This window comes from Paenibacillus sp. NPDC058174, assembly GCF_042883865.1.
GTDB lineage: Bacteria > Bacillota > Bacilli > Paenibacillales > Paenibacillaceae > Pristimantibacillus.
On sequence record NZ_JBHVUY010000002.1, the window covers coordinates 277,961 to 301,489 of the forward strand.

26 protein-coding genes are annotated in these 23,529 nt (G+C 51.3%); 22 read left to right on the plus strand and 4 right to left on the minus strand.

The annotated features are described in order from the left end of the window. Positions 1 to 2 precede the first annotated feature (2 nt). The 16 genes from ACFVVF_RS12820 (at position 3) to ACFVVF_RS12895 (ending at position 14,009) form a co-directional block, all read left to right on the plus strand. Entirely contained in the window at positions 3 to 809 is an 807-nt protein-coding gene (locus ACFVVF_RS12820; RefSeq protein ID WP_387809678.1) for a response regulator transcription factor, read from the plus strand. A 21-nt stretch (positions 810 to 830) separates the two neighbouring features. Then, positions 831 to 1,913, plus strand: a complete 1,083-nt coding sequence (locus ACFVVF_RS12825; RefSeq protein WP_387809680.1) for a glycoside hydrolase family 88/105 protein — start codon at positions 831 to 833, stop codon at positions 1,911 to 1,913. 119 nt (positions 1,914 to 2,032) lie between these two features. Next, on the plus strand, positions 2,033 to 2,884 hold the full coding sequence (locus ACFVVF_RS12830; protein ID WP_387809683.1) for a class I fructose-bisphosphate aldolase: 852 nt from the start codon (positions 2,033 to 2,035) through the stop codon (positions 2,882 to 2,884). Next, positions 2,877 to 4,037, plus strand: coding sequence for a Gfo/Idh/MocA family protein (locus ACFVVF_RS12835; RefSeq protein ID WP_387809686.1), 1,161 nt, complete (start codon positions 2,877 to 2,879; stop codon positions 4,035 to 4,037). The genes ACFVVF_RS12830 and ACFVVF_RS12835 overlap by 8 nt, the downstream gene beginning before the upstream one ends. Position 4,038: 1 nt before the next feature. Further along, a complete protein-coding gene (locus ACFVVF_RS12840; RefSeq protein WP_387809689.1) occupies positions 4,039 to 5,253 on the plus strand; it encodes a carbohydrate kinase family protein in 1,215 nt (404 codons plus the stop codon). A 14-nt stretch (positions 5,254 to 5,267) separates the two neighbouring features. Continuing rightward, a complete protein-coding gene (locus tag ACFVVF_RS12845; RefSeq protein WP_387809692.1) occupies positions 5,268 to 5,816 on the plus strand; it encodes a D-lyxose/D-mannose family sugar isomerase in 549 nt (182 codons plus the stop codon). Positions 5,817 to 5,821: 5 nt separating this feature from the next. Next, the gene (locus tag ACFVVF_RS12850; RefSeq protein ID WP_387809695.1) at positions 5,822 to 7,015 is read left to right on the plus strand and encodes an aldose 1-epimerase family protein; all 1,194 of its coding nucleotides are present in this window, start codon (positions 5,822 to 5,824) and stop codon (positions 7,013 to 7,015) included. 55 nt (positions 7,016 to 7,070) lie between these two features. Beyond that, positions 7,071 to 7,829: a DeoR/GlpR family DNA-binding transcription regulator gene (locus tag ACFVVF_RS12855; protein ID WP_387809698.1), complete on the plus strand. Its 759-nt coding sequence runs from the start codon at positions 7,071 to 7,073 to the stop codon at positions 7,827 to 7,829. A 22-nt stretch (positions 7,830 to 7,851) separates the two neighbouring features. Next, on the plus strand, positions 7,852 to 8,319 hold the full coding sequence (locus tag ACFVVF_RS12860; protein ID WP_387809701.1) for a GyrI-like domain-containing protein: 468 nt from the start codon (positions 7,852 to 7,854) through the stop codon (positions 8,317 to 8,319). A gap of 629 nt (positions 8,320 to 8,948) precedes the next feature. Continuing rightward, the gene (locus ACFVVF_RS12865) at positions 8,949 to 9,440 is read left to right on the plus strand and encodes a GNAT family N-acetyltransferase (RefSeq protein WP_387809704.1); all 492 of its coding nucleotides are present in this window, start codon (positions 8,949 to 8,951) and stop codon (positions 9,438 to 9,440) included. A gap of 172 nt (positions 9,441 to 9,612) precedes the next feature. Further along, entirely contained in the window at positions 9,613 to 9,999 is a 387-nt protein-coding gene (locus ACFVVF_RS12870; protein WP_387811419.1) for a glyoxalase superfamily protein, read from the plus strand. Between the two features lie 75 nt (positions 10,000 to 10,074). Further along, positions 10,075 to 10,902 carry a phosphotransferase gene (locus ACFVVF_RS12875; RefSeq protein ID WP_387809707.1) on the plus strand — a complete coding sequence of 276 codons (828 nt, stop codon included), beginning with the start codon at positions 10,075 to 10,077 and terminating at the stop codon, positions 10,900 to 10,902. An 80-nt stretch (positions 10,903 to 10,982) separates the two neighbouring features. Beyond that, positions 10,983 to 11,489, plus strand: coding sequence for a hypothetical protein (locus ACFVVF_RS12880; RefSeq protein WP_387809710.1), 507 nt, complete (start codon positions 10,983 to 10,985; stop codon positions 11,487 to 11,489). 41 nt (positions 11,490 to 11,530) lie between these two features. Continuing rightward, positions 11,531 to 11,947, plus strand: coding sequence for an HD domain-containing protein (locus ACFVVF_RS12885; RefSeq protein ID WP_387809713.1), 417 nt, complete (start codon positions 11,531 to 11,533; stop codon positions 11,945 to 11,947). 758 nt (positions 11,948 to 12,705) lie between these two features. Beyond that, complete coding sequence (locus tag ACFVVF_RS12890; protein ID WP_387809715.1) at positions 12,706 to 13,278, plus strand: TetR/AcrR family transcriptional regulator; 573 nt, start codon at positions 12,706 to 12,708, stop codon at positions 13,276 to 13,278. A gap of 74 nt (positions 13,279 to 13,352) precedes the next feature. Then, positions 13,353 to 14,009 carry an NAD-dependent epimerase/dehydratase family protein gene (locus tag ACFVVF_RS12895; protein ID WP_387809718.1) on the plus strand — a complete coding sequence of 219 codons (657 nt, stop codon included), beginning with the start codon at positions 13,353 to 13,355 and terminating at the stop codon, positions 14,007 to 14,009. Between the two features lie 107 nt (positions 14,010 to 14,116). Here ACFVVF_RS12895 and ACFVVF_RS12900 read toward each other — a convergent pair whose 3' ends face one another. Together ACFVVF_RS12900 and ACFVVF_RS12905 are read right to left on the minus strand one after the other, a co-directional pair. Next, complete coding sequence (locus tag ACFVVF_RS12900; protein WP_387809721.1) at positions 14,117 to 15,145, minus strand: NADH:flavin oxidoreductase/NADH oxidase; 1,029 nt, start codon at positions 15,143 to 15,145, stop codon at positions 14,117 to 14,119. 2 nt (positions 15,146 to 15,147) lie between these two features. Continuing rightward, positions 15,148 to 15,375: a hypothetical protein gene (locus ACFVVF_RS12905; RefSeq protein ID WP_387809724.1), complete on the minus strand. Its 228-nt coding sequence runs from the start codon at positions 15,373 to 15,375 to the stop codon at positions 15,148 to 15,150. On the opposite strand from ACFVVF_RS12905, the gene ACFVVF_RS12910 reads away from it, so the two are divergent. The 5 genes from ACFVVF_RS12910 to ACFVVF_RS12930 all read left to right on the plus strand — a co-directional run bounded on the left by ACFVVF_RS12910 (position 15,374) and on the right by ACFVVF_RS12930 (position 20,316). After that, entirely contained in the window at positions 15,374 to 16,207 is an 834-nt protein-coding gene (locus ACFVVF_RS12910; RefSeq protein WP_387809727.1) for an AraC family transcriptional regulator, read from the plus strand. The genes ACFVVF_RS12905 and ACFVVF_RS12910 overlap by 2 nt on opposite strands. A gap of 258 nt (positions 16,208 to 16,465) precedes the next feature. Continuing rightward, complete coding sequence (locus tag ACFVVF_RS12915) at positions 16,466 to 16,810, plus strand: metal-sensitive transcriptional regulator (RefSeq protein WP_188888176.1); 345 nt, start codon at positions 16,466 to 16,468, stop codon at positions 16,808 to 16,810. Between the two features lie 16 nt (positions 16,811 to 16,826). Beyond that, positions 16,827 to 17,030, plus strand: coding sequence for a copper chaperone CopZ (copZ, locus tag ACFVVF_RS12920; protein WP_188888177.1), 204 nt, complete (start codon positions 16,827 to 16,829; stop codon positions 17,028 to 17,030). A 159-nt stretch (positions 17,031 to 17,189) separates the two neighbouring features. Next, positions 17,190 to 19,382: a heavy metal translocating P-type ATPase gene (locus ACFVVF_RS12925; protein WP_387811422.1), complete on the plus strand. Its 2,193-nt coding sequence runs from the start codon at positions 17,190 to 17,192 to the stop codon at positions 19,380 to 19,382. Between the two features lie 58 nt (positions 19,383 to 19,440). Next, entirely contained in the window at positions 19,441 to 20,316 is an 876-nt protein-coding gene (locus tag ACFVVF_RS12930; RefSeq protein WP_387809731.1) for a hypothetical protein, read from the plus strand. A gap of 380 nt (positions 20,317 to 20,696) precedes the next feature. On the opposite strand, the gene ACFVVF_RS12935 is transcribed toward ACFVVF_RS12930, so the two are convergent. After that, the gene (locus ACFVVF_RS12935; protein WP_387809734.1) at positions 20,697 to 21,872 is read right to left on the minus strand and encodes an IS256 family transposase; all 1,176 of its coding nucleotides are present in this window, start codon (positions 21,870 to 21,872) and stop codon (positions 20,697 to 20,699) included. Between the two features lie 281 nt (positions 21,873 to 22,153). Then, the gene (locus tag ACFVVF_RS12940) at positions 22,154 to 22,585 is read right to left on the minus strand and encodes an Lrp/AsnC family transcriptional regulator (RefSeq protein ID WP_387809737.1); all 432 of its coding nucleotides are present in this window, start codon (positions 22,583 to 22,585) and stop codon (positions 22,154 to 22,156) included. A gap of 141 nt (positions 22,586 to 22,726) precedes the next feature. Between ACFVVF_RS12940 and ACFVVF_RS12945 the strand changes: the two genes are divergently transcribed. Then, positions 22,727 to 23,488, plus strand: a complete 762-nt coding sequence (locus tag ACFVVF_RS12945; RefSeq protein WP_387809740.1) for an MBL fold metallo-hydrolase — start codon at positions 22,727 to 22,729, stop codon at positions 23,486 to 23,488. Positions 23,489 to 23,529 lie beyond the last annotated feature (41 nt).

A 23,529-nucleotide genomic window follows, 5' to 3' on the forward strand; every position in this document is an offset into this window, starting at 1 on the left:
CCATGTTAAAGCTGCTTATTGCCGAAGATGTCAAAACCGTCCGGGATACGCTCGTCTGCTCCATCCCCTGGCAGCAGCTGGGCATATCGCTGCTTGGCGCTGCGGAGAACGGGGAAGAGGCGCTCGCTTGGCTGGAGCGGGAGGAGGCCGATTTGCTGCTGACTGACATTGGCATGCCGAGAATGAACGGTCTGGAGCTGATCGCCGAAGTGAAGGCGCGGCAGCCGGAAACGCGCTGTATTATTTTATCCGGGCTCAATGAATTCGAGCATGCGCGGCAGGCGGTAAAGCTGCAGGTGCTGGACTACGTGCTGAAGCCGATAGATCCCGATGAGATTGAGAGGGTCGTATCGAATGCTGCCGGCCAGCTGTTGAAGGAACGGGAAGGCAGGCGGGAGGCCGCTTTTGCCTTGCAGTCGGCGAAGGAAAAGCTGCCGAACCTGCTGGATGAGCTGCCGCCGGAGGAGTGGGCGGGAAGCTTAAAGAAGAAAAAGCTCGCCGAGCAGGCGCTTCGTTATATGAAGAATCATTTTACACGAGGCGACTTGTCGGTGTCCGATGTAGCGGAAGCGATAGGCTTAAGTGATAAATATTTGAATCTAGTGGTGAAGGAAGTTACCGGGCAGACCATTACGCAGTGGATCATCCGTCTTCGTATGGAGGAGGCGGCCCGGCTGCTGGAGGACCCGATGATTAAAATCTATGAACTATGCGAGCGGATCGGTTATGCGGATCAGGATTATTTTCGCGAGAGCTTCAAGAAGCAATACGGCTTGACGCCGACTGAATTCCGCAACCGTTTTTTGTAGCTAAGAAGGAGAATGTGCAAAATGAACAAAATGAGCAGAACAGATGTAGAGGAAGCCGCGCACCGGGTTTATCGCTTTATGATGCACAGCAAGCCTGAGGAATGGGGCGGTCACGCTTGGACTGACTGGGCGATGAATATTGATAAGTGGGACTGGAACCCGGGTGTAGCGATTATTGCGGCAGTGGAATATGGCAGAGCGACAGGGGATTCATCCGTTTTGCAGGAGGTGGAAGATTGGGTACGGCGCAACCGAGGTCAGTCGGAGGAGGTTAGGGTCATCAATTCCATGGCGCCGTATGCCATATTCCCGCAGCTGTATCAGATGACTGGAGACGCTTATTACTTGGAAAAGGCTGTGGAAATTGCAGAGTGGATGGTGGAGCAGGCTCCCCGTACGAGCGAAGGGGCGTTTGAGCATACCGTTACGGAGAATGCTCAGTTTAGTGAGCAGATTTGGGCGGATACCGTATTTATGGCGGTCTTGTTTCTGGCGCGTACTGCACGGCTGACGGGCAGCCGCAAGCTCGCAGAAGAAGCGCTACTGCAAGCGCTGCTCCATCTTGGAGCCTTGCAGGACGAGGCTACGGGACTGCTCTTCCATGGCTGGGACGGCTCAGCCGGCCATTGGATGTCGGCAGCCAGATGGAACCGGGCGAATGGCTGGAATGCCGCTGGCATTCCGATGATCCTAGAGGAGGCGGAGCCGCTATGCCGGGATTCAGATTTGCTTCATGAGTTGAAACACCGGTACAGCAGACTTATCGAGGCACTCGCTGCTTGCCAGCTGCCCGGCGGCATGTGGCCAACGGTGCTGGATCGGCCTGGCTTTTACGAGGAAACATCGGGTTCCGCAGCTATTGCTCTGGGGCTGTACAAGGCCGTCCGCATGGGGCTGGCGTCTGAACAATTGCTGCCCCGCGCCGACCGGGCATTGGCTGCAATTGTGCCGATGGTTGCGGCAACGGGAGCCGTCTCGGGCGTGTCCGGGGGCACGCCGGTATTGGAGAGTGAAGAAGCGTACAATGAGGTGCCGATATTCCCTACGCTTTATGGGCAGGGGCTTGTGTTGCTGTTGTTGTCCGAAGTAATCGAACAGCGATAGCAGACAAAAATGTTTGTTTCAAACAAAATTGTTGTAGACATATTGTGCGATTCATCCGTATAATGATGTTATAAACGAACATAAAATTGTTTGTTAATAACACAAAAGGGTGGATACCGATGACAGCAGCTGCTCGTATGGCAAGAATGTTCAGTGAAGAAGGCAAGTGCTTTGACGTTGCGATTGACCACGGCTTTTTTAATGAATATGGCTTTCTTTCCTCGATTGAAAATATGAAGCAGGCAGTGGAGACCGTCGTGAAGGCCAATCCGGATTGCATTCAGCTAAGTCTGGGTCAGGCGAAGCATTTGCAGCAAATCCCGGGTAAAAGCAAGCCCGGCCTCGTATTGCGCACCGATGCGGCGAACATATACGGCTCGGAGCTGCCGCATTTTCTTTTTAGCGAAGTTATCGACAATGCCGTCGAGCATGCCGTAAGATTGGATGCCGTTGCAGTATGCGTCAACCTGCTGCTGCTGCCGAACCAGCCGGAGCTGCACTATCAATGCGTTAAAAACATCGCTAAGCTGAAAAGCGAATGCGAGCGTTATGGCATGGTGCTGATGGTGGAGCCGCTCGTTATGCTTCCGAATGATCAGAAGGGCGGTTATATCGTAGACGGGGATATCCGTAAAATCATGCCGCTCGTCCGGCAAGCTGCGGAGCTTGGTGCCGATGTCATTAAGGCCGATCCTTGCGACAACGTCGAGGAATATCACCGTGTCATTGAGGTCGCATCCGGCGTACCAGTTCTCGTAAGGGGCGGGGGCCGCGCTTCCGATGAAGAGATTGTGGAGCGTACGGTGAAGCTGATGGAGCAAGGCGCATCCGGCATCGTTTACGGGCGCAACGTCATTCAGCATCCTCAGCCTGCGCGCATGACCGAAGCCTTAATGGGGATTGTTCATAAAGGTCACAGCGCAGAAACGGCATTGGCTGTTCTGAACGGGGGGAACGTCTCCCATGTCTAAAAAAGAAATCCGCTTCGGCCTGATCGGCTGCGGCTTAATGGGCAAAGAGTTCGCGAGCGCTGCCGCCCGCTGGTGCCATTTGAGCCATGTCGACTTTCAACCGGTCATTACGGCTGTATGCGACGCTAACCCAGAGGCTGCTGCATGGTTCGAGCAGGCCGTTCCCAGCGTGAAACGGACATACAGCGACTACAAAGAGCTGTTGGCGGACCCGGAGGTAGACGCTGTCTATTGCGCCGTACCGCATAATCTTCATGCCGAAATCTATGCCGATATCATTCGAGCTGGCAAGCATTTGCTGGGTGAAAAGCCGTTTGGCATTGATGAGCAGGCGAATGCCGTAATCCGCAAGGCTATCGCTGAGCATCCCGAGGTGATCGTCCGCTGCTCTTCGGAATTTCCGTTTTTCCCCGGCGCTCTTCAATTATCCAAGTGGGTGCAGGAGGGCCGCTTCGGTAAAATTATCGAGGTGGAAGCGGGCTTCTGGCATTCCAGCGACCTTGATCCGCAAAAACCGATTAACTGGAAGCGGAGAATCGCAACGAATGGCGAATATGGTTGTATGGGTGATTTGGGCATGCATGTGCTGCATCTCCCAATGCGATTTGGCTGGCAACCACAAAACGTTCGAGCGCTGCTGACGAAGGTTGTAGAGGAGAGACCAGACGGCAAAGGCGGGATGTCGCCATGCGAGACTTGGGACAACGCCATCCTCGCTTGTGAGGTCAAGACGGAGGAGCAGCAGTTCCCGCTGGTGCTTTCCACTAAGCGGATTGCTCCGGGCCATGCCAACACTTGGTTTATTAAAGTGCAAGGAACACGTTTCTCTGCCGAATTTTCGACCAAAAATCCGAAGCAGCTCTCTTCGCTGCCTTATGAACCAGGCGGAAGCCAAGCTTGGCATGTGACAGATGTTCCTTATCAGTCCGCTTACGGCACGATTACCGGAGGCATCTTTGAATTCGGATTTTCCGATTCCATTCTGCAGATGTGGGCGGCTTTCTGCGACGAGGTCGCAAACGGCATGGATGGCATGTCGCAGCCTTTCCGCTGCGCAACACCGGAGGAAGCGTCCGGCAGTCATCGCGTCTTCACCGCTGCATTAGAATCCAATCGGACAGGACAGACGATACCAATCAACTGGGGGAGCTAACTTGGACAACGGAGCAGCGTCTTATCCCATTATTGTAGGCGGACATATTTGCCTCGATATTATTCCGGCTATTCCCGGCGGTCCGTTCAGTATGGCACCGGGGAAGCTGCTGAACATCGGTCAAGCTTCTCTGTCCACCGGCGGAGCAGTGGCTAATACAGGACTGGCTTTACAGCGGCTTGGCCTGCCGGTGAAGCTGATGGGCAAAGTTGGGGATGATTTTTTTGGACAAGCAATTCTATCTATCATTGGCGAGCGTCAGCAAGAGCTGGCCGAGGGGATGATTGTAGCGGCCGGTGAGGCCAGCTCTTATTCCATCGTTATCAATCCGCCGCAGGTCGACCGGATGTTTCTGCATTGTACGGGAGCCAACGATACGTTCAAGGCGGAGGATGTAGCCGATGAAGCGCTGGCGGAGGCGGGCTTATTTCATTTTGGATATCCGCCGCTCATGCGCCATATGTATGAGAACGGCGGCACCGAATTGGCGGAGCTGATGCGCCGGGCGAAGGCAGCGGGGACGACGACTTCGATGGATATGGCGAAGCCGGATACGGATGCCCCTTCGGGGCAGGTCGACTGGCGGGAAATTCTTGCCCGGACGCTGCCTGACGTCGATCTGTTTCTGCCAAGCGTTGAGGAAATATTGTTTATGCTTAGAAAAGACGTATACGATGGAATGATAGCGTCGGTAGGCAGCGATCAATTATTATCGCATATCGATGCCGCAATGTTGGAAGCGCTGTCTTCAGAGCTGTTGGACATGGGTCCGGCGATCGTGGCGCTCAAGCTTGGCGAATATGGCCTATATGTCCGGACCACTGCCTCAGAGGAGAGGCTGGCGAGATTGGGCCGTTATCAGCCGCGGCAAGCCAGCAGTTGGCTTAACCGGGAGCTGTATGTTCCATGCTTCCGTGTTGATGTTGCAGGTACGACAGGGGCTGGCGATTGCACGATCGCCGGATTTTTGGCCGGCTTTGTTCAAGGACTGAGCCCGGAGGATACGATGATCGGCGCGGTGGCAACGGGGGCGTGCAACGTCGAGCAGCCTGATGCCACAAGCGGCATACCGGCTTGGCTCGACGTGCAGTCGCGGCTGCAAGCGGGGTGGGCAGCTTACCCGCCGAGAGCGGATTTTTCGCATTTTCGCGCAAGCAGTCAAGGAAATGCAGTTATTTATGATGGAGCGGCGGACAAAAATCTGGCTATCAAATAAGGAGGGCGGAAAGCATGCTGACTCGCAATCTAGTGAAGGCGGCTCAGGAACGAACGGCAGAGCTGCTGCAAGATGCCGGAATCATATTGTCCGAAGAAGAGCGGGCGAATATCGAGGTGGCGGGCTTTGGTTTGGATGAGCTCGAGGTTCAGGGGCTGCAGCTGATTACCTATGTGAACAATGACCGCTATTGCGCGAAGGAGCTTGTGCTGTTCCCGGGACAGACTTGTCCCGAGCATCTGCATCCTCCGGTGGGCTCCGATCCCGGCAAAATGGAAACGTTCCGCTGCAGGGCCGGTAAAGTGTATCTGTATGTAGACGGCGAGTCGGCCCAGCCTATCAGTGCAGCGATTCCGAAAGGGAGCGAGAGCAGCTATACGGTTTTCCATGAAATCGTCCTGCTTCCGGGGCAGCAATATACGATTCCGCCTGGTACGCTTCATTGGTTTCAAGCCGGCGCTGAGGGCGCGGTCGTCTCGGAGTTCTCCAGCACGAGCCGGGATGAGTTTGATTACTTCACCGACTCCCGTATTAAAAGGGTTGCCGCTTTGGCTGAGGAGTAAGGCGTATGAAGCTGCACGGCAGAGAGTGGACTCGCAGACAATTGGAGGCACATGTCGGACGGGTGGAGCAAATCGGCGGTATCCACCGGTATACCGGAGCGGAAGGCCGGGAGCAGGGGATGGAATTTATTGAGGTCCGAACCGGCGCCGGTCTATCGTACACAGTAACACCAACCAAAGGGCTCGACTTTTCGCTGGCGGAATTTGGAGGCACGCCGATCAGCTGGCAAGCTGCGGGCGGCGACGCTCATCCGATGTACTATGAGCCGGAGGGAACGGGCTGGCTGCGCTCCGCTTCCGGCGGTCTCATGATGACTTGCGGGCTAACACATGCGGGCGCGCCTTCCGCTTACGAGGGGAAGAGCTATGGCATGCATGGCCGCGCGCATCACCTCCCGGCAAGGCAGGTAGCTGCAGAAGGCCGATGGAATGGAGACGAATATGAGATGGTCATCCGCGGCATCGTGGAGGAAACGGCGATGTTCGGGGGGCACCTGCGGCTGTATCGCGAGATTCGCTCCCAGCTTGGTGATAATCGGATTACCGTAACCGACATCGTCGAAAATGCGGGCTTCGAGCCCATACCGCATATGCTGCTCTATCATTTTAACTTTGGCTATCCGCTTATGACGCCTGATACGCGAATGCGATTCCCTCCGGCTGCGGTAGTGCCGCGAGATGCGGGGGCTGCGGTTGTGGGGCTGGAAGGTCTGGACAGGCCTGAAAGTTTGGAAGGCCCAGACGGGCTAGAAGGGGCGGAATGCCCCAAAGGACTGGAAAGTCTGGAAGGTCTGTATGGTCTGGGTGAATCGGGACGAGTGGAAGGACTGAAACGGCAAAAAGCGGTGAATGGTCTGAGTGAGCTGAATCAGTGGCAGCTTCCTGATCCGGGTTGTGCAGAAGCTGTGTATTATCACGAGCTGCTGGACAAGGACACGGCTGAGGTGAAGCTGCACCAGCCCCTTTTTCCGCAAGCCGGGGGCCGGACTGTTCCTCTTACGGTGTCGCTCCGCTGGTCCGCACAAACGCTGCCCCATCTGGTGCAATGGAAAATGCCCGGAGCAGGCATGCATGTACTTGGCATTGAGCCGGCCAATTGCCGGGTCGGGGGCATTGCGAAGGAAGCGGAAGAAGGGCGGCTGGTGATTTTGCAGCCCGGTCAAACTGTCGATTACAGCTGGGAGTTGAACATTGACTGATCCCTTGCAATAATAGGGGGAAGGATTTGCAATATCGTAATAGGAGTTGCTCGGGATGACCAGCGAATGGAATGATAGACAGCAGCAAATTAAAGAACAATTGGATATAGACGGAGAAGTGAGAATCGCCGATCTGAAGGAGCGGTTCCAGGTCACCGAAATGACGCTCCGCAGAGACTTGGAGAAGCTGGAGCAGTCCGGCCTTGTCCGCAGAACCTTTGGCGGAGCGATTCTGCTGGGCAAGGATATTGCCTTGAAGGACCGGACTGGCGTATTAGCCGAAGAGAAGGCGAGCATCGGCCGGAAGGCGGCGTCCTATATTCAGCCGGGGGAATATATTTTTCTGGACGGCGGAACGACAACGATTGAAATTGCCCGTGCATTAAAGCCGGGATTGGCGATAACCGTCGTGACGAACGCGCTTAACGTCGCAAGCGAGCTCCAGGAGAAGCAAATACCGACGATTGTATCGGGCGGAATGATTTTGGAGACAACCTCAACGCTATTTGGTCCCTATGCCGAGAGTCTGATCGGCTCCATGGCTTATACGCGGGTGTATCTGGGTACGACCGGCATTTCAGCCCAGCATGGCTTCAGCAATTCGAATATGTATGAGGCCGAGATCAAAAAGGCGGCGATCCGCCAAGCTACGGAGGTTACGATCGTTGCCGACCACTCCAAGTTTGGAGCCAAGGATTTCATTTCATTCGCTCATCTGGGCCAAGCGCATCGCCTGATTACCGACAGGCTGCCGGAAGCTCCTCTGCTCGAAGCCTGCAAGGAAGCAGGCGTGGAGACGATAGAAGCTTCCTGACAGATAAGGGAGGAATGCGTGAATGACGATTGAACTTGTACAACAGTTGGAACGCAGCGAAACGAAGCTTGTCGGATACACCGTTACGGTGTCTCTGAATCAGGATCTGGCAGAAGGCATTATTGTACAATTGCGGGAGCAGTTGAAAGCGCAGCGGCATCATATTGCGGAGCAATGTGACGACGGCGTTTATTTGGTTCAGGTCTATTCGGATGAGGAATTCACGCCGGACATACCGTTCGAAAGTATCGTCGCTGTAGCAGTTAGTGAGTTCGGTTCTCTTCCTGATGGCATGGTTAGCCATACGCTGCCGGCAGGAGCTTATGTGAAAGTGATACATACTGGGGATGAAATTGACATTGGGGATGCGTATGATTTCATTAATAATGAGGAAATCGCGAGCCTGCGCCCCTTTGATTTCGAGTATTGGGCTGACTTGCGTGCGATTGAGCAAGGGGAAGGTTCGATCGAAATCTATTTGCCGCTCTAGGTGTGAAGCGGCCGGAGCGGGACCTTTGCAGTTTTTAACTGAATAGGAATTCTAACCGCATGATCGCGGGTACGGGCTGTCGAGACTTATTCGGCAGTCTTTTTTATTTTAATCGGATGGTTAGATGCGGCTGAGGGGCGGGAGGATCATAGTCAAAATGTAAAAGTGCAGTTTGATCCGCATCAAATGACCCGAAAGATTGATCAAAATGCAAAAGTACATTTGAAATGGTCTGATTTGGCCCTAAAGAGGCTTTTTAGGCTAATCAAACTGCATATTTGCATTTTGAGCCCTTAATTCGGCGAAAAAGCGGCTGACAACCTGCAGATTTACATTTTGATCATGGAGGCGAAGTCGTGACGGCGGTGAGGACGGTGCCATCACGGGACCCGTTGCTCAGTCAAACGTCGGCAGTCAAACCTCGTTTCGGGCGATGACAATCATCGCGACACTCAAAGTGCATTGTTTTCCAATTATGGAGGAGATGGTAAGATGAAAGGGATGAAGAAAGGAGTGATGCGGTATGACAAAAGGTAGGAGCAAAAGTATGACAAATAGCGTGATGCAGCGTGCGGTTCAAATTGGCTTGATTCAAGCTTTTCAGGGTGACATCCACTAGAACGGCAGAAATGGCTCGGACTCGGGCGGCCTTTTCTGTCATAGAGGAGGAGTCTGATATTATTCATTTAGAACAAATTAATCGCTCCAATTGGGAGCATTGCATTGAATTGAAGCTTAAGGAAGAGCAGCAAGCATTCATGGCTTCGAATTTATATTCGATTGCCGAGCTGCAGTTTTTGCCTGGATTTACAGCAGCTGCAGTCTATCTTGAAAATCGTGTAATCGGCTTTGCCATGTATGGCGTTGACCCGGATGATCACAATTATTGGATCTATCGGTTTATGATCGACGAGACCGAGCAAGGGAAGGGCTATGGCACGGAGGCGATGAAGATATTAATCGGGATGATCATGAATGCTGTCGATAGAACAGACATTATCAGAATCGGCTATCATCCGGACAACGAGGGTGCTAGAAGACTGTATAGCCGAGCAGGATTTCAAATTGAAGGGATCGCTCATTGGGGAGAGGAATTGGCGGCGTATCATTTTAACAGTTAATTGCTTGCTGCTAATCTCACTGCGTGCCTCCCGGTACGAGACTTGACCGTGGACGTGAGACTAAGCACTGTGTATCAAAAGCAAATCTCTTGGCAAGTGCTTGCCCCCAGAAGCAAGGCTGTATCTCATTGCATGCTGGGGGCTTATTGAGTTGATTAAGACAAGGAGGATGATGGCGGTGTCACTGGAGCAAATTATTCCGATTTTTCGCATTTTTGATCAGGATAAAGCGAAGGAATTTTATATTGATTATTTAGGTTTTCAAGTTGATTGGGAGCATCGGTTCGAGCCCGGGTTTCCTTTGTATCTCCAAATTTCAAAAGGTGTGGTAAAGCTGCATCTGAGTGAGCATTATGGAGACTGCACGCCGGGTTCGGCAATACGCATAGCGGTTAATGGCATTAAGCAACTGCATGAGGAACTCATCTCGCAGCAGCGCTCCTTTTCCAGGCCGGGCTTGGAGCAAATGCCATGGGGCGGCGAGGAATGTATTGTGACCGATCCGTTTGGCAATCGGATTGCATTTTATGATGCAGGTGAGGCAGAAGCTTCAGAGTAGTTTTGCGAATGAGGGGAGTATTTTATGCCGCTAATTAGTAGTGAAGTTCAAAGTATAATAGATGAATTGTGTACGTTGAAAAAGGTAGAAGCCATAACGAGTGTGCAGCCGTTGAAAGGCACAACGGACGGACTTGTGTTTTTGTTGGAGGATATTAATCAGGTACGCTATATTTTGAAGTTTGATGATCCTGAATCGATGGGATTGGTCAGCAGTTTTTTAACGGCGAATGAGGACTCTTCGTTATTGCCCCGTCTTCTCTATCTGGCAGATGACAACCGTTATATGCTTTACAGTTATCAGGATGGAAAGACCCACGTCAACCGGGGGCCGAAGAAAGCGTGGATGTCGCTTCTTGTTAAGGAGCTGTTGAACAAATATGAGCCTTACACGGGGGATGAGCAGTGGGGAAGGTTTCAATGGCCGCGTGAATCCTGGCTGGAATTCAATGAAATCAGCTATGAACAGTGCAAAACCGATATTGCGGAATTTTTGCCCGAAGAGGATCATGGTCTCGTAAAAGAGTTGATTCCAAAGCTTTACGGCAACGCTCAGTTAGATGAACGCTACCTGCTGCATGGAGATACGGGCATTCACAACTTTGTATTCCGCGACAACAGGCTGGTTGGCGTTATTGATCCGTCGCCGATGGCGGGGCCTGTTCTCTATGATTTTTGTTATGCATTTTGTTCGTCTTCCGATGATATTAATGAGAATACGCTATTTGCGGCATACGATTTGCTGGATCGGTGTAATGTGGAGCGAGTATGGTTAGTAGAGGAAGTTGCTTTTCAGCTCTATTGTCGAATCGGTATATGCCTGCGGCATCATCCTGAAGATTTGCCGGGGTATTTAACGGCGTGGAGCGACTGGAAGAAGGTTTTGGAGAATTATGCTGGTTAGATGAACGGCGTGGAGCGATTGGAAGAAGGTTTTAGAGAACTACGCTGGTTAGATGTTTTGAAGAGGTAGACGACGGAAGGGTGAGGACGCTGAGGAAAAGGGGCAAGTGGATCGCAATTGCTGGTCTTGTGATACTCATCGTGTTCCTGGGCTTTTTTGCAGCTGCTCAAAGACCGCTTAAGGCGGATGGTATAACTACGATTGCAGAAAGTGAGACGCTTATCATCGGATTGGTTAATAACGGGTTTTGGGGTATTAAGCTGACCGATGTGGCTGTAAACGGAAAAAGGGTGCCTGCTCAAGATGTGCAGCTGATTGTGAGCTATACGCAGCATTTGGTTGCAGGGAGCGGACTGGAGGAGGACCCTAATATCAAATTTGTTGCCGTAGATGCGATGAAAATCGGCCCGAAGCTGGACGCGGAAGAGGTGCAGAAATACAAGGGAAGAACCGACACCCCGATTAACTATGGTGTTCGGATTATTTCGGATGAAAAGATTGAACAAATAACGATCAGGTACAACTATATGGGTCTCCCTTTTACGAAAACGATGACCGTGGACCAATGGCCTTCATCTAACTTTTAGCTTACACTGGATTGTAATTAGAGCAGGAGTTGAATGTTAAGATGAATATCGAAACAGCGATTTCCATTGCGTTGCAAGCGCATAAAGGGCAAACCGACAAAGGTGGAGTCCCTTATATTTTGCATCCGCTGGCGGTCATGAACCGTGTGAGTACGATGGAGGAGAAAATAGCGGCCGTCCTGCACGATGTCGTTGAGGACAGTGATGTGACGTTGGAGCAGTTGCGGCAGTTGGGATTTTCTGCAGAAATTGTAGATGCGGTGCGGGTGCTTACCAAGCAGGAGGGTGAGAGCTATGATGCATTCGTTGCTCGTGCTGCTGCCAACCCCATCGCTCGGATGGTGAAAATCGCCGATATCCAAGAAAATATGGATCTGTCCAGAATCAAGGAGCCTTCTGCGGTAGATCACCAGCGTGTGGAAAAGTATCGGGCAGCACTTGAGCGGCTGCGGCGTTAGGTTGAAGGGTAAGGGGCCAAGTGAAGCCTAGCTTCCCTTGGCTTTGCTTTGCTGCCCGCTGCGGTACGGGTATTCAGCGAAGCAAAGTACACTGTGCAACGACGAGGGGGGACAGCGAAGTCAGGTTCGTAAAATAGCGAATGTGGTTCGCTCGGCAGCGGTCTGAGCAGAACAGCGAAGCTAGTTCGCAAATTAGCGAAGGCAAGTTCGCTGAATGGTGTCTGGTTGGGAAGCTGTGAGCATATAGCGAACTGAATTTCGCAAATGGAGAACCTAGGTTCATGGAAAGCGAAAATTAGTTCGCTCCAGACCGATGGTCTATCGAAAAGGGAGCAGATAGCGAAGGCAGGTTCGTAAAATAGCGAATGTGGTTCGCTCAGCAGCGGTCTGAGCAGAACAGCGAATCTGGTTCGCAAAATAGCGAAGGCAAGTTCGCTGGGAGGCGTCCGGTGCTGTAGATGTGAGCATATAGCGAACTGATTTTCGCAAATGGAGAACCTAGGTTCATGGAAAGCGAAAAATAGTTCGCTCCAGGCTGACGGTCTACCGAAAAGGGAGCAGATAGCGAAGGCTGGTTCGTAAAATAGCGAATCTGGTTCGCTCGGCAACGATAACGGTAACGGCAGCGAGGACAGGGCTTAGCGGTGACACGGGACGGTGAGCGAAATGAAGCTAATCTGCTCAGAATCACAGGGTGATGCATTGCGCACTCACTTGCATCGTTGACTTTAATCGAACGATTGTTTATTATAGGTCGCATGAGACATAGAGACGAGAATAAGAGCGAAGCTATTTTCCACGCAACGATACAATTGCTTAACGAGATTGGATTTTCGGATATTTCGATGTCCAAGATCGCCAAGCGCGCGGGCGTTTCCGCCGCGACGATTTACGTTTACTTCGATAATAAGGAGGATATGCTCGTCAAGCTTTACCTGAAGGTGAAGGAGACGATGAGCAGACGGCTCATGCAAGGCGTTCATGACGGGCTGAGCGTAAAGGCTGCTTGCGAGCTGTTCATGCGCAATTCCATGGGCTTTATTATGGAGAACAAGGATTACTTTATGTTCCTCGAGCAATTTTCGACCTCTCCTCTGATGCAAAAGCTTTGTGTAGAGGACACCACGCCGATGTTTGCCCCATTGTTCGACTTTGTTGAAAAAGGGAAGCGTTATGGTGAGCTAAAGCCGGCAGAGACGACTTTCTTGCTTACGTATTGTTATTTTCCGATTACTCAGTTGGCTCACGCGCAATTTAAAGGTCAATTGGAAGTGACAGAGGAACATTTGCAGCAAGTCATTGGAATGAGCTGGGATGCGATTAAAGCCTAATAACGGCTTTATCCGTTCTTTTATAAATGATTATTCAATTATTATTATAAAGCGAAAAAGGGGAGATCAATAAAATGAAAGTTATCCTCACTGGAGCAACCGGCATGATTGGCGAAGGCGTTTTGCATGAATGTCTGCGTTCTTCCGAAGTACAGGAGATTCTGGTTATTGGCCGCAAACCGTCTGGGGTGAGCCATCCCAAACTTAAAGAAATCATCCATGCTGATTTTCTGGACTTGTCCTCCATCGCGGAACAGCTTGCCCCTTTCGACGCTTGCTTCTTTTGCCTAGGCGTCTCGTCAGTCGGCATGAACGAGCAGACGTACAGCAAAGTTACGTACGACCTTACGCTCCATATGGCGGAGATTCTGGCCGACCGCAATCCGGGCATGGTATTCTGCTATGTGTCTGCAAGCGGTGCAGATTCCTCCGAGCAAGGAAGGAGCATGTGGGCGAGGGTAAAAGGAAAAACCGAAAACGCGCTGCTCCGTCTTCCTTTCAAAGGAGCCTATATGTTCCGTCCGGCCTATATCCATCCGACAAAAGGGCTGCATAACGCCCACCGTTTCTACGCTGCAATTACTTGGCTTTATCCTGTCGTTAGGCGGCTTATGCCTAGCTATGCCATTACACTTGAAGAGCTGGGAATCGCGATGATTCATACGGTTACTAAAGGTTACCCATCCGCTATTGTAGAGAGCAAGGATATGGCCAAGCTGGCGAAAATATAACCATTGAAGCATCAAAGCATCAAAGCATCAACGCGAAAAAAGAGGGTGTTCTCCGCAGTTCATTCTGCGAAAGGACACCCTCTTTGCATTTTCTTTACACACTTATGTTATCTCTTGAAAGCCCGCTCATACTGAACGGGAGGCTCGCCAGCCCCGGCGATTTGCTGAATCGCATGCAGCGCCCAATACGGATCACGCAGCATACCGCGGCCTACCGCAACGAGATCCGCATCTTCATTGGCCAAAGTGGCCTCTGCCAGCGACGGATCATCCAGATTGCCTACGGCAATGACAGGCACGCCAAGCTCTTTCCGATATGCGCGGGCATAAGGAACTTGATACCCGGGGTGGAATCCCGGTTTCCGCGCTCCGGGAGGCGCCTCGCCGCCAGTCGACACATGGAACATATCGACGCCAGCGTCGCGATATTGCTTCGCAACCGCGATGGAATGCTCCAAATCATAGCCGCCGTCCATATATTCAATCGCCGAAATACGCAAGATGAGCGGCATATCTGCAGGCATCACGCTGCGTACCGCCTCAATTACTTCCACGCCGAAAAGAGCATAATTTTGACCATATTCATCGGTACGGTTATTGATGCCCGGGGATTGGAATTGGTGGATCAGATAGCCGTGCGCACCGTGAAGCTCAATTGTATCGAAGCCAGCTTCGACTGCGCGTCTTGCCGCTTCCCTATATTTAACGACCATTGCTTTTACTTCATCCGTACTTAGCGCTCTAGGCGCTTTACGGCTTTCGCCTTGAATCGGAACGTCGGAAGCGCCGACAGGCTGTGCCGCATCCTCCGCTTTGCGGCCCGCATGAGCGATTTGGACGCCGATTTTGGCTCCATATTTATGAACCTCATCGACGATTCGTTTGAAAGCCGGAACATGCGCATCGGACCACAAGCCGAGATCCTTGTCCGTGATGCGGCCGTCCGGCTCGACATCCGTCATTTCCACAATGATGAGGCCGGCTCCGCCAACTGCTCGGGATACATAATGAACGAAATGCCAGTCCGTTGGAACCCCGTCTTTAGCGGACACTGAATATTGGCACATGGGAGGCATGACAATGCGGTTTTTGAGCGTCAGGCCCTTCAATGTAAAGGGCGAATTTATTGCTGCCATCGTTAAAAACTCTCCTTTTTATGTGACGAATTTACAGCCCGTTGAAGAGCTGTATTCTGAATGGTCGTTTTGAAAAAACGTAAGCTAATCATAAAAGCAATGGTACGCCAAAACAATAAACGATCTTGGCTTGATCGTAAGAAAAGATGATACATATTGCTTTTTGGTGTTGGTTGCGTTTTAATGGGAGCAATAACAAATGCGGTGTAAAAAGGAGCAGCATCGGTCATGACAGCAGTATCCCCTACATTAGTCTATATTGGCAAAATAAGCGGAAATCCCAAATGGAGCTTTCCGAGCCATCAGCATAAAGAGCTCAGCGAGATGGTGTATATTGCAGAGGGTGAAGGCGTCATCAAAATCGACGGGCAGCCGTATGCCGTCCAGCAGGGCGATCTGCTTATTTACAATCAGGGCGTTCTTCATGAGGAGTGCTCCTCGCCGATTTGCCCGCTTACCCTATATTATTGCGGCGTAGCCAATCCCAATATTGAAGGCATATGCGAGCATGATCTCATCCCGCGCAATGCCTCGCCGTATATTAAGACCAGAGAATATGCGGGGAAAATCAGCATGATTTTTGCATCGATGCACGAAGAATCGTCGCAGCAGGAACGCGGCCATAGCATTGTTTTACAAAGCCTGCTGGTTACGCTTATTACTTGGATTCAGCGGCTTGTTCAAGTGGATCAGACGGCCGTTAAGGACCGCGATCCCGATTCGCTGGCGGTTCAGATTAAGGAATACCTCGATTTGAACTATTTGAGGCATGTGCAATTGAAAGACATTGCCGACCATTTTCACATGAACGCTTATTATCTTTCGCATGTGTTCAAGCATAAATACAATGATTCGCCTATCAACTATATGCTGTATCGCCGCATGGGAGAAGCGAAGCGCCTGCTCGTCAACACGGAGATGAAGGTGGCGGAAATCGCCGGGTTTTTAGGCTATGAGAATGCGAATTATTTTACGATTCTGTTCACGCGCACGATGGGGGAATCGCCGACGCAGTACAAAAAGAATGAAACCCGGGAACGGGTTAACCTTCTAGAATCCTAATCGAGCCCGCAGCGCATCATCACAGGTATGCGGAATATCGGAAAATCCAAAGAAGTGGCATCATAGAAGAACAAACGGCCGGCAATGATACGAGTAAGCTGTATGGGGACCGGTTACGTTGCTAGTGAAAACTAGATTTTAAAATGAATGAAATGCTTATAAACGAGCTTATAAATAAATAGGCTAAAAAAGAAATAAAATGACTTGATATACCCCAGGGGGGTATGGTATATTTATTTTCGAAAGGAGGTTATGCAGATGGCGCATCAAGAGCTTGATGAACAGGTTGAAACGCTGGAGCAAGCAAGCTGCCATACAGGCTCTGAGCGAAAGAGCCACCATTCGGACAAAACGAAGAGCAATATGGTTTCCAGGCTGAACCGGATTGAGGGGCAAATTCGCGGTGTTAAGGGAATGATCGAGAAGGATACGTATTGTGATGACGTTCTTAATCAAATCGCGGCGATTCAGTCGGCATTAAACAGTGTAGGAAAGCTGCTTCTGGAAAACCATTTGAATAGCTGTGTGATCGAACGGATACAAGAAGGCGACAATGACGTGATTCGAGAGCTTATGGTCACGATGAATAAACTAATCAAATAATGGGAGGCTATTAAACATGACAACAGCAAACTTGAAAGTACAAGGGATGTCCTGCAATCATTGCGTAAACTCGGTGGAAGGCGCCGTTCAGAAGCTTGGCGCGACTGGTAAAGTCAATTTGTCCGCAGGCTCTGTTGCAGTCGAATACGACGAGTCCAAAGTTACGCTGGATAACATCAAAGCGGCTATCGAAGATCAAGGCTACGACGTAGTCGGTTAACCCCGAGCCGCGCAAGCGGCTCTTTTTTAAACCAGCAGCGATGAGTTTAAATAAGCAGCATATTTTTTTTGAATCAAATATACCCCCTGAGGGTATGCGGGAGAAGAGGTGATTGCGTTGGAAGCCAGACAGGAACAGACTACGTTGGACATTAGCGGGATGACTTGCGCAGCCTGCGCGAATCGTATCGAGAAGGGCTTAAATAAGCTGCCGGGTGTAACGAAGGCTACCGTCAATTTTGCGATGGAGACGGCGCATGTAGAATACAACGCGGCAGAAGTGAATGAGCAGGCGATGACGGATAAGGTTGTGCAGCTTGGCTATCAAGCGGTCGTGAAGGAAGAGGGCAAATCGGGCGAGGAGAAAAAGCAGCAGGAGCTGCGCAGCAAAAAGCTGCAGCTGCTCGTATCGGCAATTCTGTCCTTCCCGCTGCTGTGGGCGATGGTAAGCCACTTCTCATTCACATCCTGGATTTACTTGCCTGATTTTCTGATGAACCCGTGGGTGCAGCTGGCGCTGGCAACGCCTGTGCAATTCGTCATCGGCGGACATTTTTACACCGGAGCGTACAAGGCACTGCGCAATAAGAGTGCGAATATGGATGTATTGGTCGCACTGGGAACGTCGGCAGCTTATTTTTACAGCTTATATCTAACGATTCAATGGAGTGCTGCGAATGCGGAAGCGGCGCATGGGCATGGCGTCGGCGCCCCTAGTCTCTACTACGAGACAAGCGCGGTTCTCATTACGTTAATCATATTAGGCAAGCTGTTCGAGGTATTGGCCAAAGGCCGGACGTCGGAGGCGATTAAGAAGCTGATGGGACTTCAGGCGAAAACAGCAGTCGTCATCCGTGACGGGCAAGAGCTGGCAATTCCGGTCGAGAGTGTGATCGTTGGCGACATCGTATTAGTGAAGCCGGGTGAGAAAATTCCGGTTGACGGCGAGGTTGTCGAAGGGGCTTCGGCCGTTGACGAGTCGATGCTTACGGGGGAAAGCCTGCCGGTGGAGAAACAAGCCGGAGATACCGTAATAGGCGCAACCGTCAACAAAAACGGCCGTCTTACCGTAAGAGCAACCCGTATCGGGAAAGAAACGGCGCTGGCGCAAATTATTAAAGTGGTTGAGGAGGCGCAGGGCTCCAAGGCGGAAATTCAGCGTGTTGCGGATAAAATTTCCGGTATTTTCGTCCCGATTGTGGTCGGTATCGCGCTTCTCACTTTCCTGATCTGGTTCCTGCTTGTTGAACCGGGTGAATTTGGAGGCGCGCTTGAGAAAGCGATTGCCGTACTCGTTATCGCTTGTCCGTGTGCGCTGGGGCTGGCAACACCAACGTCGATCATGGCGGGTTCGGGCCGTTCTGCGGAGTTTGGCATTTTGTTCAAGGGCGGAGAGCATCTCGAGGCAATGGAGAAAGTGGAGACGGTGGTTGTTGATAAAACAGGTACCGTTACGAAAGGCAAACCGGAGCTGACGGACGTATTCATCGAGGGTATGGATGAGGCTGAGGCGCTTGGTTTAATCGGCGCAGCCGAGAAGCAGTCTGAGCATCCGCTGGCGGAAGCGATCGTTGCAGGCATAAAGGCAAAAGGCATTGTATTGCCATCTATCGAGCAATTCGAAGCTATTCCGGGCTACGGCATCCAAGCTGTTGCAGTCGGGGGAGCGAAGGTGCTTGTAGGAACGCGCAGACTGATGCAGCGGGAGGGGATCGACTTCGGAAGCGCCGGCGAGGGCATGGAACGGCTGGAGTCTGAGGGAAAAACCGCAATGCTGGCGGCTATTAACGGCCAATATGCCGGGATAGTAGCTGTTGCGGACACGGTAAAAGAATCATCGAAGGAAGCAATTGCGAAGCTGAAACAGATGGGCATCGAAGTCATTATGATGACCGGCGACAATAAACGGACGGCAGAAGCGATCGCCCGTCAAGTCGGTATCGAGCATACGCTGGCCGAAGTGCTGCCGGAAGGCAAGGCCAATGAAGTGAAGCGGCTGCAGGTTCAGGGCAAGAAGGTCGCCATGGTCGGCGACGGTATTAACGATGCTCCGGCGCTGGCAACGGCCGATGTCGGCATTGCAATTGGAACCGGCACGGACATTGCGATGGAAGCGGCAGACGTTACGTTAATGCGGGGAGAGCTTACAGGCATTGCCGATGCGATCTATATGAGCCGGAAAACGATGGCCAACATTAAGCAGAACCTGTTCTGGGCGCTTGGCTATAATACGCTGGGCATTCCGATTGCGGCGATTGGCCTGCTGGCGCCATGGGTAGCCGGAGCAGCTATGGCACTTAGCTCCGTTTCAGTTGTGCTGAATGCGCTGCGGCTGCAGCGGGTAAGACGGTAAGGAATAGATAAGGGCAGGCAAGGCGAAGCTGATGCAGAGAAATGACGAGGAGGACTTTATGAAGCGAATACTATTCACAACGATGCTGGCGGCTGTTCTGCTGGTTGCGGGATGCGGGCAATCCGGGGGCAAAACCGAAGAGCCCGCAATGAATCATGGTGACAGCCATGGGAGCAGCAATAGCGAGAGCAGCGGCCAGCATGAAGGACACGGGGATAATAGCGGCTCGGAGGAGGGGGTCACTTCCAATGCGCAAGCCTTGTTCTCCTACTCCAATGATTCCGTTAAGCCAAATGAGGATTTCGTCGTAAAGATACGGATTCAGGCGCCGGATGGCGAGCCTTATGATGCCTTTGAGACGGTGCACGAGAAAAAAATGCATCTGATTATCGTCAGCAAGGATTTATCCTACTTTAGCCATATTCACCCTGATTATGAGGGCGGAGGACAGTTTAGTATCACGACCAGCCTGCCTGCTGCCGGCGAATACAAATGGATTGCTGACTTTAAGCTTGAGGGAGGCAGCGCGCTGAACCGCAGTGAGTGGATGACCGTTCAGGGCAATGCGCCTGCGCTGAAGCCGATCGAGCCGGACGAGCAGCTGGTTAAGACGGTGGATGGCAAGCAGGTTACGCTCTCGATTGATCATCTGATGGCGAATATGGAGCTGAGCTTGAAATTCCAAATCGCCGATGCCGGCACTAAGGAGCCGATATCCAACCTGCAGCCTTACTTGGGCGCGGTAGGACATGTCGTTGTTTTAAGCGAGGATGCCGAGCAATATTTGCACGTACATCCAACGGAAGAGCTGTCGTCAGGACCGGATGCCTCCTTTATGACAACATTTCCGCACAGCGGCGTGTATAAAATATGGGGGCAATTTCAGCAGGACGGCAAAGTGTTCACGGTGCCGTTTGTCGTGAAGGTGCCTTAAGAAGGAAGCGGGGCTGTGTGCACGACCATCGTCTGCTATTTAAAAGATGCAGGCCCTACCCATTCCTGCAGCCGAAACTGAATTGTTAGCGATGCTTACGGTAAACCACTGCTGCACAGTCAGCTAAGTACTATGCGAGCGGGTCCCCGTGCACTGTGCGCACATCAAAATGTAAAAGTGCATTTTGTTTGCCGCTTTAGGGGCGATTTATCGCATCAAAATGCAAAAGTGCAGGCTGATCGGCCAAAATAGCCTCTTGAAGGCGAAAATAGCGGATTTCAAATGTATTTTTGGTAGCGTCAAGAAGTTTGTGTAAGGAAGTAGGATTTCCATCGAGAAGATGGAGATGTCGCTTGGGGACAATCTCCGTCGCTTGTAAATTAAGTTTGTGGATAGCGTTCTTCGAAAAGTTCGCGGAGTTTCTTTTGCGCTTCCGGGACACCAAACCCTCGAATGACGCGTTCCGCGAACTTCTCGTTGTAGTCTATGCTCTGGAGATAAACGACCTTCTCTGCAGCATCCATATTGGTGAGACTGTTCATAGGTTTAAGACGTTTGCGAAACTCTTTGTTCATGCGTTCAATCGGGTTAGAGGTATAGATCGCATCCTTGATCGCATCGGGGTACTTGTAGAAGGTCAGCAGGGTCGACAGTTGGTTCTCCCACGATTTCAATTCTTTAGGATATAACTTTCCCCACTTGGCTTTGACTGTGTCAAACTCCATTAAAGCCATCTCATGGTTCATCGCATTGTAAATGGTTTTGAGATCGTTAAGAAAGTCGGTTTTGTGTTCCACACGAATTTTAGGAAAGGTAGCGCGAACCTTGTGCACAATACAGTGCTGCACATCCGCTTTCGGATAGATTTCCCGAAAAGCATCCTCAAGTCCAGGCAATCCGTCAAAAACCCCAAGCAGCACCTCTGTAGCCCCGCGACTATAAAGGTCCTTCAGCACCTCACGCCAACCGTTTGAGCTTTCTTGTCCACCGATGTAGAAACCAAGGATTTGACGGTGACCCTCCTCGTCGATTCCCATGGCAAAGTAGATCACTTCCCCACTTACCGTACTGCGTTTCAGCTTTACGTAGAGTCCGTCTAGGTAAATGACCGCATATCGTTTCGAAAGCGGACGAACCTGCCATTGCTGAATATCTTCTAATACGGTCGCAGTGATGTTGCTGATGGTCGTCGGCGAGTAGTGGCTGCCAAACATACTTTCGATGAAACGGGCAACGTCCCGCGTCCCCATTCCGCTTTTATACATTTGAATAACCGCCTCCTCTAACCATCCGTCGCGACGTTGGTAGGGCTCAAAAACTTGCGTTTGAAACAAGCCGTTGCGGTCACGAGGGACCGACAGCTCTTCAATATTGCCATACTTCGTATGAAGGGTACGCTTGTAGTAGCCATTTCGACTATTATGTGAATCGGATGCGTCCGAATCCATAAACGATGCAATTTCAGCTTGCATGATCCGTTCAAGATTTTCCTGAACAAATTGCGTAACAAGATTTTCAAATAGATTAGCTAGCGTGTTTTCGGGTATAGTAGTCATTGAGTAGGGCTCCTTCTTGGTGATCTCAGCAATCCCGAGGATACCCTACTTTTTTGTTGCCTGAATAGGCTCCAAATCTTGGTACACAAACTATTGTACGCCGTCGTATTTTTGCATTTTGACAGCGATTTGAAGGCTTTAAAGGCAAATCAAAATGTACATTTGCATTTTGAACAGCTTTCCGTGCGGTAGAGCTGCTTCAGAGGATGATTCAAAAAGAGAGGTGTCCCTCCATGAACTTCGGGACAGCCTCTCTTTCTTGTTCGGGGCAGCAAAATCGTCTATTTCAAACGGTCGATGGAAATGCTGATTTTATAGTTGCCGTACTGCAGCAGCTCGTCCAAAAAGGCCGTTAATGCTTCTGTTGAAGCGGCCTGCGCACGCAGCCAATAGCAGCCCTCGCCGCTGACGCGGTGCGCCTCTGTAATCCACTCGGTTCTCTGGATATATTTTTGCAGAGACTTGTGGGCTTCAGTTGACTGCAGAAATACGATAATAAACGCAGAGATCACGAGGCCGAGCTTCTCGGGATTCCAGCGGAGCGTATAGCCTTCGATGACGCCCATGTCCTGAAGCTTGCGGATACGAGCTCCGACCGCTTGCCCTGTTAAATGCACGAGCTCGCCGATTGTTTTATGGGAGCGGGTCGCATCCTCCAGCAAGCTGTTCAAAATCCGCAGATCGACCTCGTCAATCATTTCATTGCTTGGCATACTTGAATTCCTTTCAGCGTGAAAGTCATAACCGGCTAATCGTTTCATGAGGTTATGTAAGCCGTGTCGCCTCTTATTTTATAATGAGAGCAGAACGATAATCAATGAAATGACTAATTATAGATGAAGAGGTGTAGTACGATGAAGCTGCAATTAATTCGCAATGCTACGTTAAGACTGCAATATGCAGGAGCGGAACTGCTGCTCGATCCAATGCTCTCCGAAGCGGGATCAAGTCCGCCTATTATCAACACGGCAAATAACCGGCGAAATCCGCTCGTGCCGCTTCCGGCGGCCTATGAATCGGAGGTTCTGCCGGACGCTGTGATCATCACCCATCTGCACAATGATCATTGGGACGAGGCAGCAAGGCAAGCGATTCCGCACGAGACTGCGATTTTGTGCCAGCCGGGCGATGAAACAGCAATTGCCGAGGCAGGCTTCAGCCATGTTACGCCGATCCAAGAAACGGCAAGCTTTCGGGGCATCTCTATCCGGCGGTTCGGAGGGCAGCACGGCACTGGCGATATCGGTAAAATGATGGGGCAGGTGTCGGGCTTTCTGCTGACAGCGGAAGGAGAGCCATCTATCTATATTGCGGGCGATACGATCTGGTGCAGCGAGGTGGAGGAAGCGCTTGACGGCTATCATCCGGATGTAACGGTTGTGAATGCGGGCGGCGCGCGATTTATCGAAGGCGATCCGATCACAATGGATACAGCCGATATCGCAAACGTATGCCGTCATGCACCTTATACGAAAGTCGTTGCCGTCCATATGGACGCGATTAACCATTGTTATACGACGAGGGCGGATTTGCGGAAATATTTGGAGGCGGAAGGGCTGCAGCAGCAGGTTCTTATACCGGAGGATGGAGAATGGCTGGATTTATCAGCTGAATAGAGTGAACCAAAAGACCGCAGTTCCGGCAGTATCTGCCGAAG

Excerpts from the sequence above, each read along its gene's own strand:
- ACFVVF_RS12820 (WP_387809678.1), top strand. The coding sequence starts at position 3 with ATGTTAAAGCTGCTTATTGCCGAAGATGTCAAAACCGTCCGGGATACG.
- ACFVVF_RS12825 (WP_387809680.1), top strand. The coding sequence starts at position 831 with ATGAACAAAATGAGCAGAACAGATGTAGAGGAAGCCGCGCACCGGGTT.
- ACFVVF_RS12830 (WP_387809683.1), top strand. The coding sequence starts at position 2,033 with ATGACAGCAGCTGCTCGTATGGCAAGAATGTTCAGTGAAGAAGGCAAG.
- ACFVVF_RS12835 (WP_387809686.1), top strand. The coding sequence starts at position 2,877 with ATGTCTAAAAAAGAAATCCGCTTCGGCCTGATCGGCTGCGGCTTAATG.
- ACFVVF_RS12845 (WP_387809692.1), top strand. The coding sequence starts at position 5,268 with ATGCTGACTCGCAATCTAGTGAAGGCGGCTCAGGAACGAACGGCAGAG.
- ACFVVF_RS12850 (WP_387809695.1), top strand. The coding sequence starts at position 5,822 with ATGAAGCTGCACGGCAGAGAGTGGACTCGCAGACAATTGGAGGCACAT.
- ACFVVF_RS12855 (WP_387809698.1), top strand. The coding sequence starts at position 7,071 with ATGACCAGCGAATGGAATGATAGACAGCAGCAAATTAAAGAACAATTG.
- ACFVVF_RS12860 (WP_387809701.1), top strand. The coding sequence starts at position 7,852 with ATGACGATTGAACTTGTACAACAGTTGGAACGCAGCGAAACGAAGCTT.
- ACFVVF_RS12865 (WP_387809704.1), top strand. The coding sequence starts at position 8,949 with ATGGCTCGGACTCGGGCGGCCTTTTCTGTCATAGAGGAGGAGTCTGAT.
- ACFVVF_RS12870 (WP_387811419.1), top strand. The coding sequence starts at position 9,613 with ATGGCGGTGTCACTGGAGCAAATTATTCCGATTTTTCGCATTTTTGAT.
- ACFVVF_RS12885 (WP_387809713.1), top strand. The coding sequence starts at position 11,531 with ATGAATATCGAAACAGCGATTTCCATTGCGTTGCAAGCGCATAAAGGG.
- ACFVVF_RS12890 (WP_387809715.1), top strand. The coding sequence starts at position 12,706 with ATGAGACATAGAGACGAGAATAAGAGCGAAGCTATTTTCCACGCAACG.
- ACFVVF_RS12895 (WP_387809718.1), top strand. The coding sequence starts at position 13,353 with ATGAAAGTTATCCTCACTGGAGCAACCGGCATGATTGGCGAAGGCGTT.
- ACFVVF_RS12900 (WP_387809721.1), bottom strand. The coding sequence starts at position 15,145 with ATGGCAGCAATAAATTCGCCCTTTACATTGAAGGGCCTGACGCTCAAA.
- ACFVVF_RS12910 (WP_387809727.1), top strand. The coding sequence starts at position 15,374 with ATGACAGCAGTATCCCCTACATTAGTCTATATTGGCAAAATAAGCGGA.
- ACFVVF_RS12905 (WP_387809724.1), bottom strand. The coding sequence starts at position 15,375 with ATGACCGATGCTGCTCCTTTTTACACCGCATTTGTTATTGCTCCCATT.
- ACFVVF_RS12915 (WP_188888176.1), top strand. The coding sequence starts at position 16,466 with ATGGCGCATCAAGAGCTTGATGAACAGGTTGAAACGCTGGAGCAAGCA.
- copZ (WP_188888177.1), top strand. The coding sequence starts at position 16,827 with ATGACAACAGCAAACTTGAAAGTACAAGGGATGTCCTGCAATCATTGC.
- ACFVVF_RS12925 (WP_387811422.1), top strand. The coding sequence starts at position 17,190 with ATGACTTGCGCAGCCTGCGCGAATCGTATCGAGAAGGGCTTAAATAAG.
- ACFVVF_RS12930 (WP_387809731.1), top strand. The coding sequence starts at position 19,441 with ATGAAGCGAATACTATTCACAACGATGCTGGCGGCTGTTCTGCTGGTT.
- ACFVVF_RS12935 (WP_387809734.1), bottom strand. The coding sequence starts at position 21,872 with ATGACTACTATACCCGAAAACACGCTAGCTAATCTATTTGAAAATCTT.
- ACFVVF_RS12940 (WP_387809737.1), bottom strand. The coding sequence starts at position 22,585 with ATGCCAAGCAATGAAATGATTGACGAGGTCGATCTGCGGATTTTGAAC.
- ACFVVF_RS12945 (WP_387809740.1), top strand. The coding sequence starts at position 22,727 with ATGAAGCTGCAATTAATTCGCAATGCTACGTTAAGACTGCAATATGCA.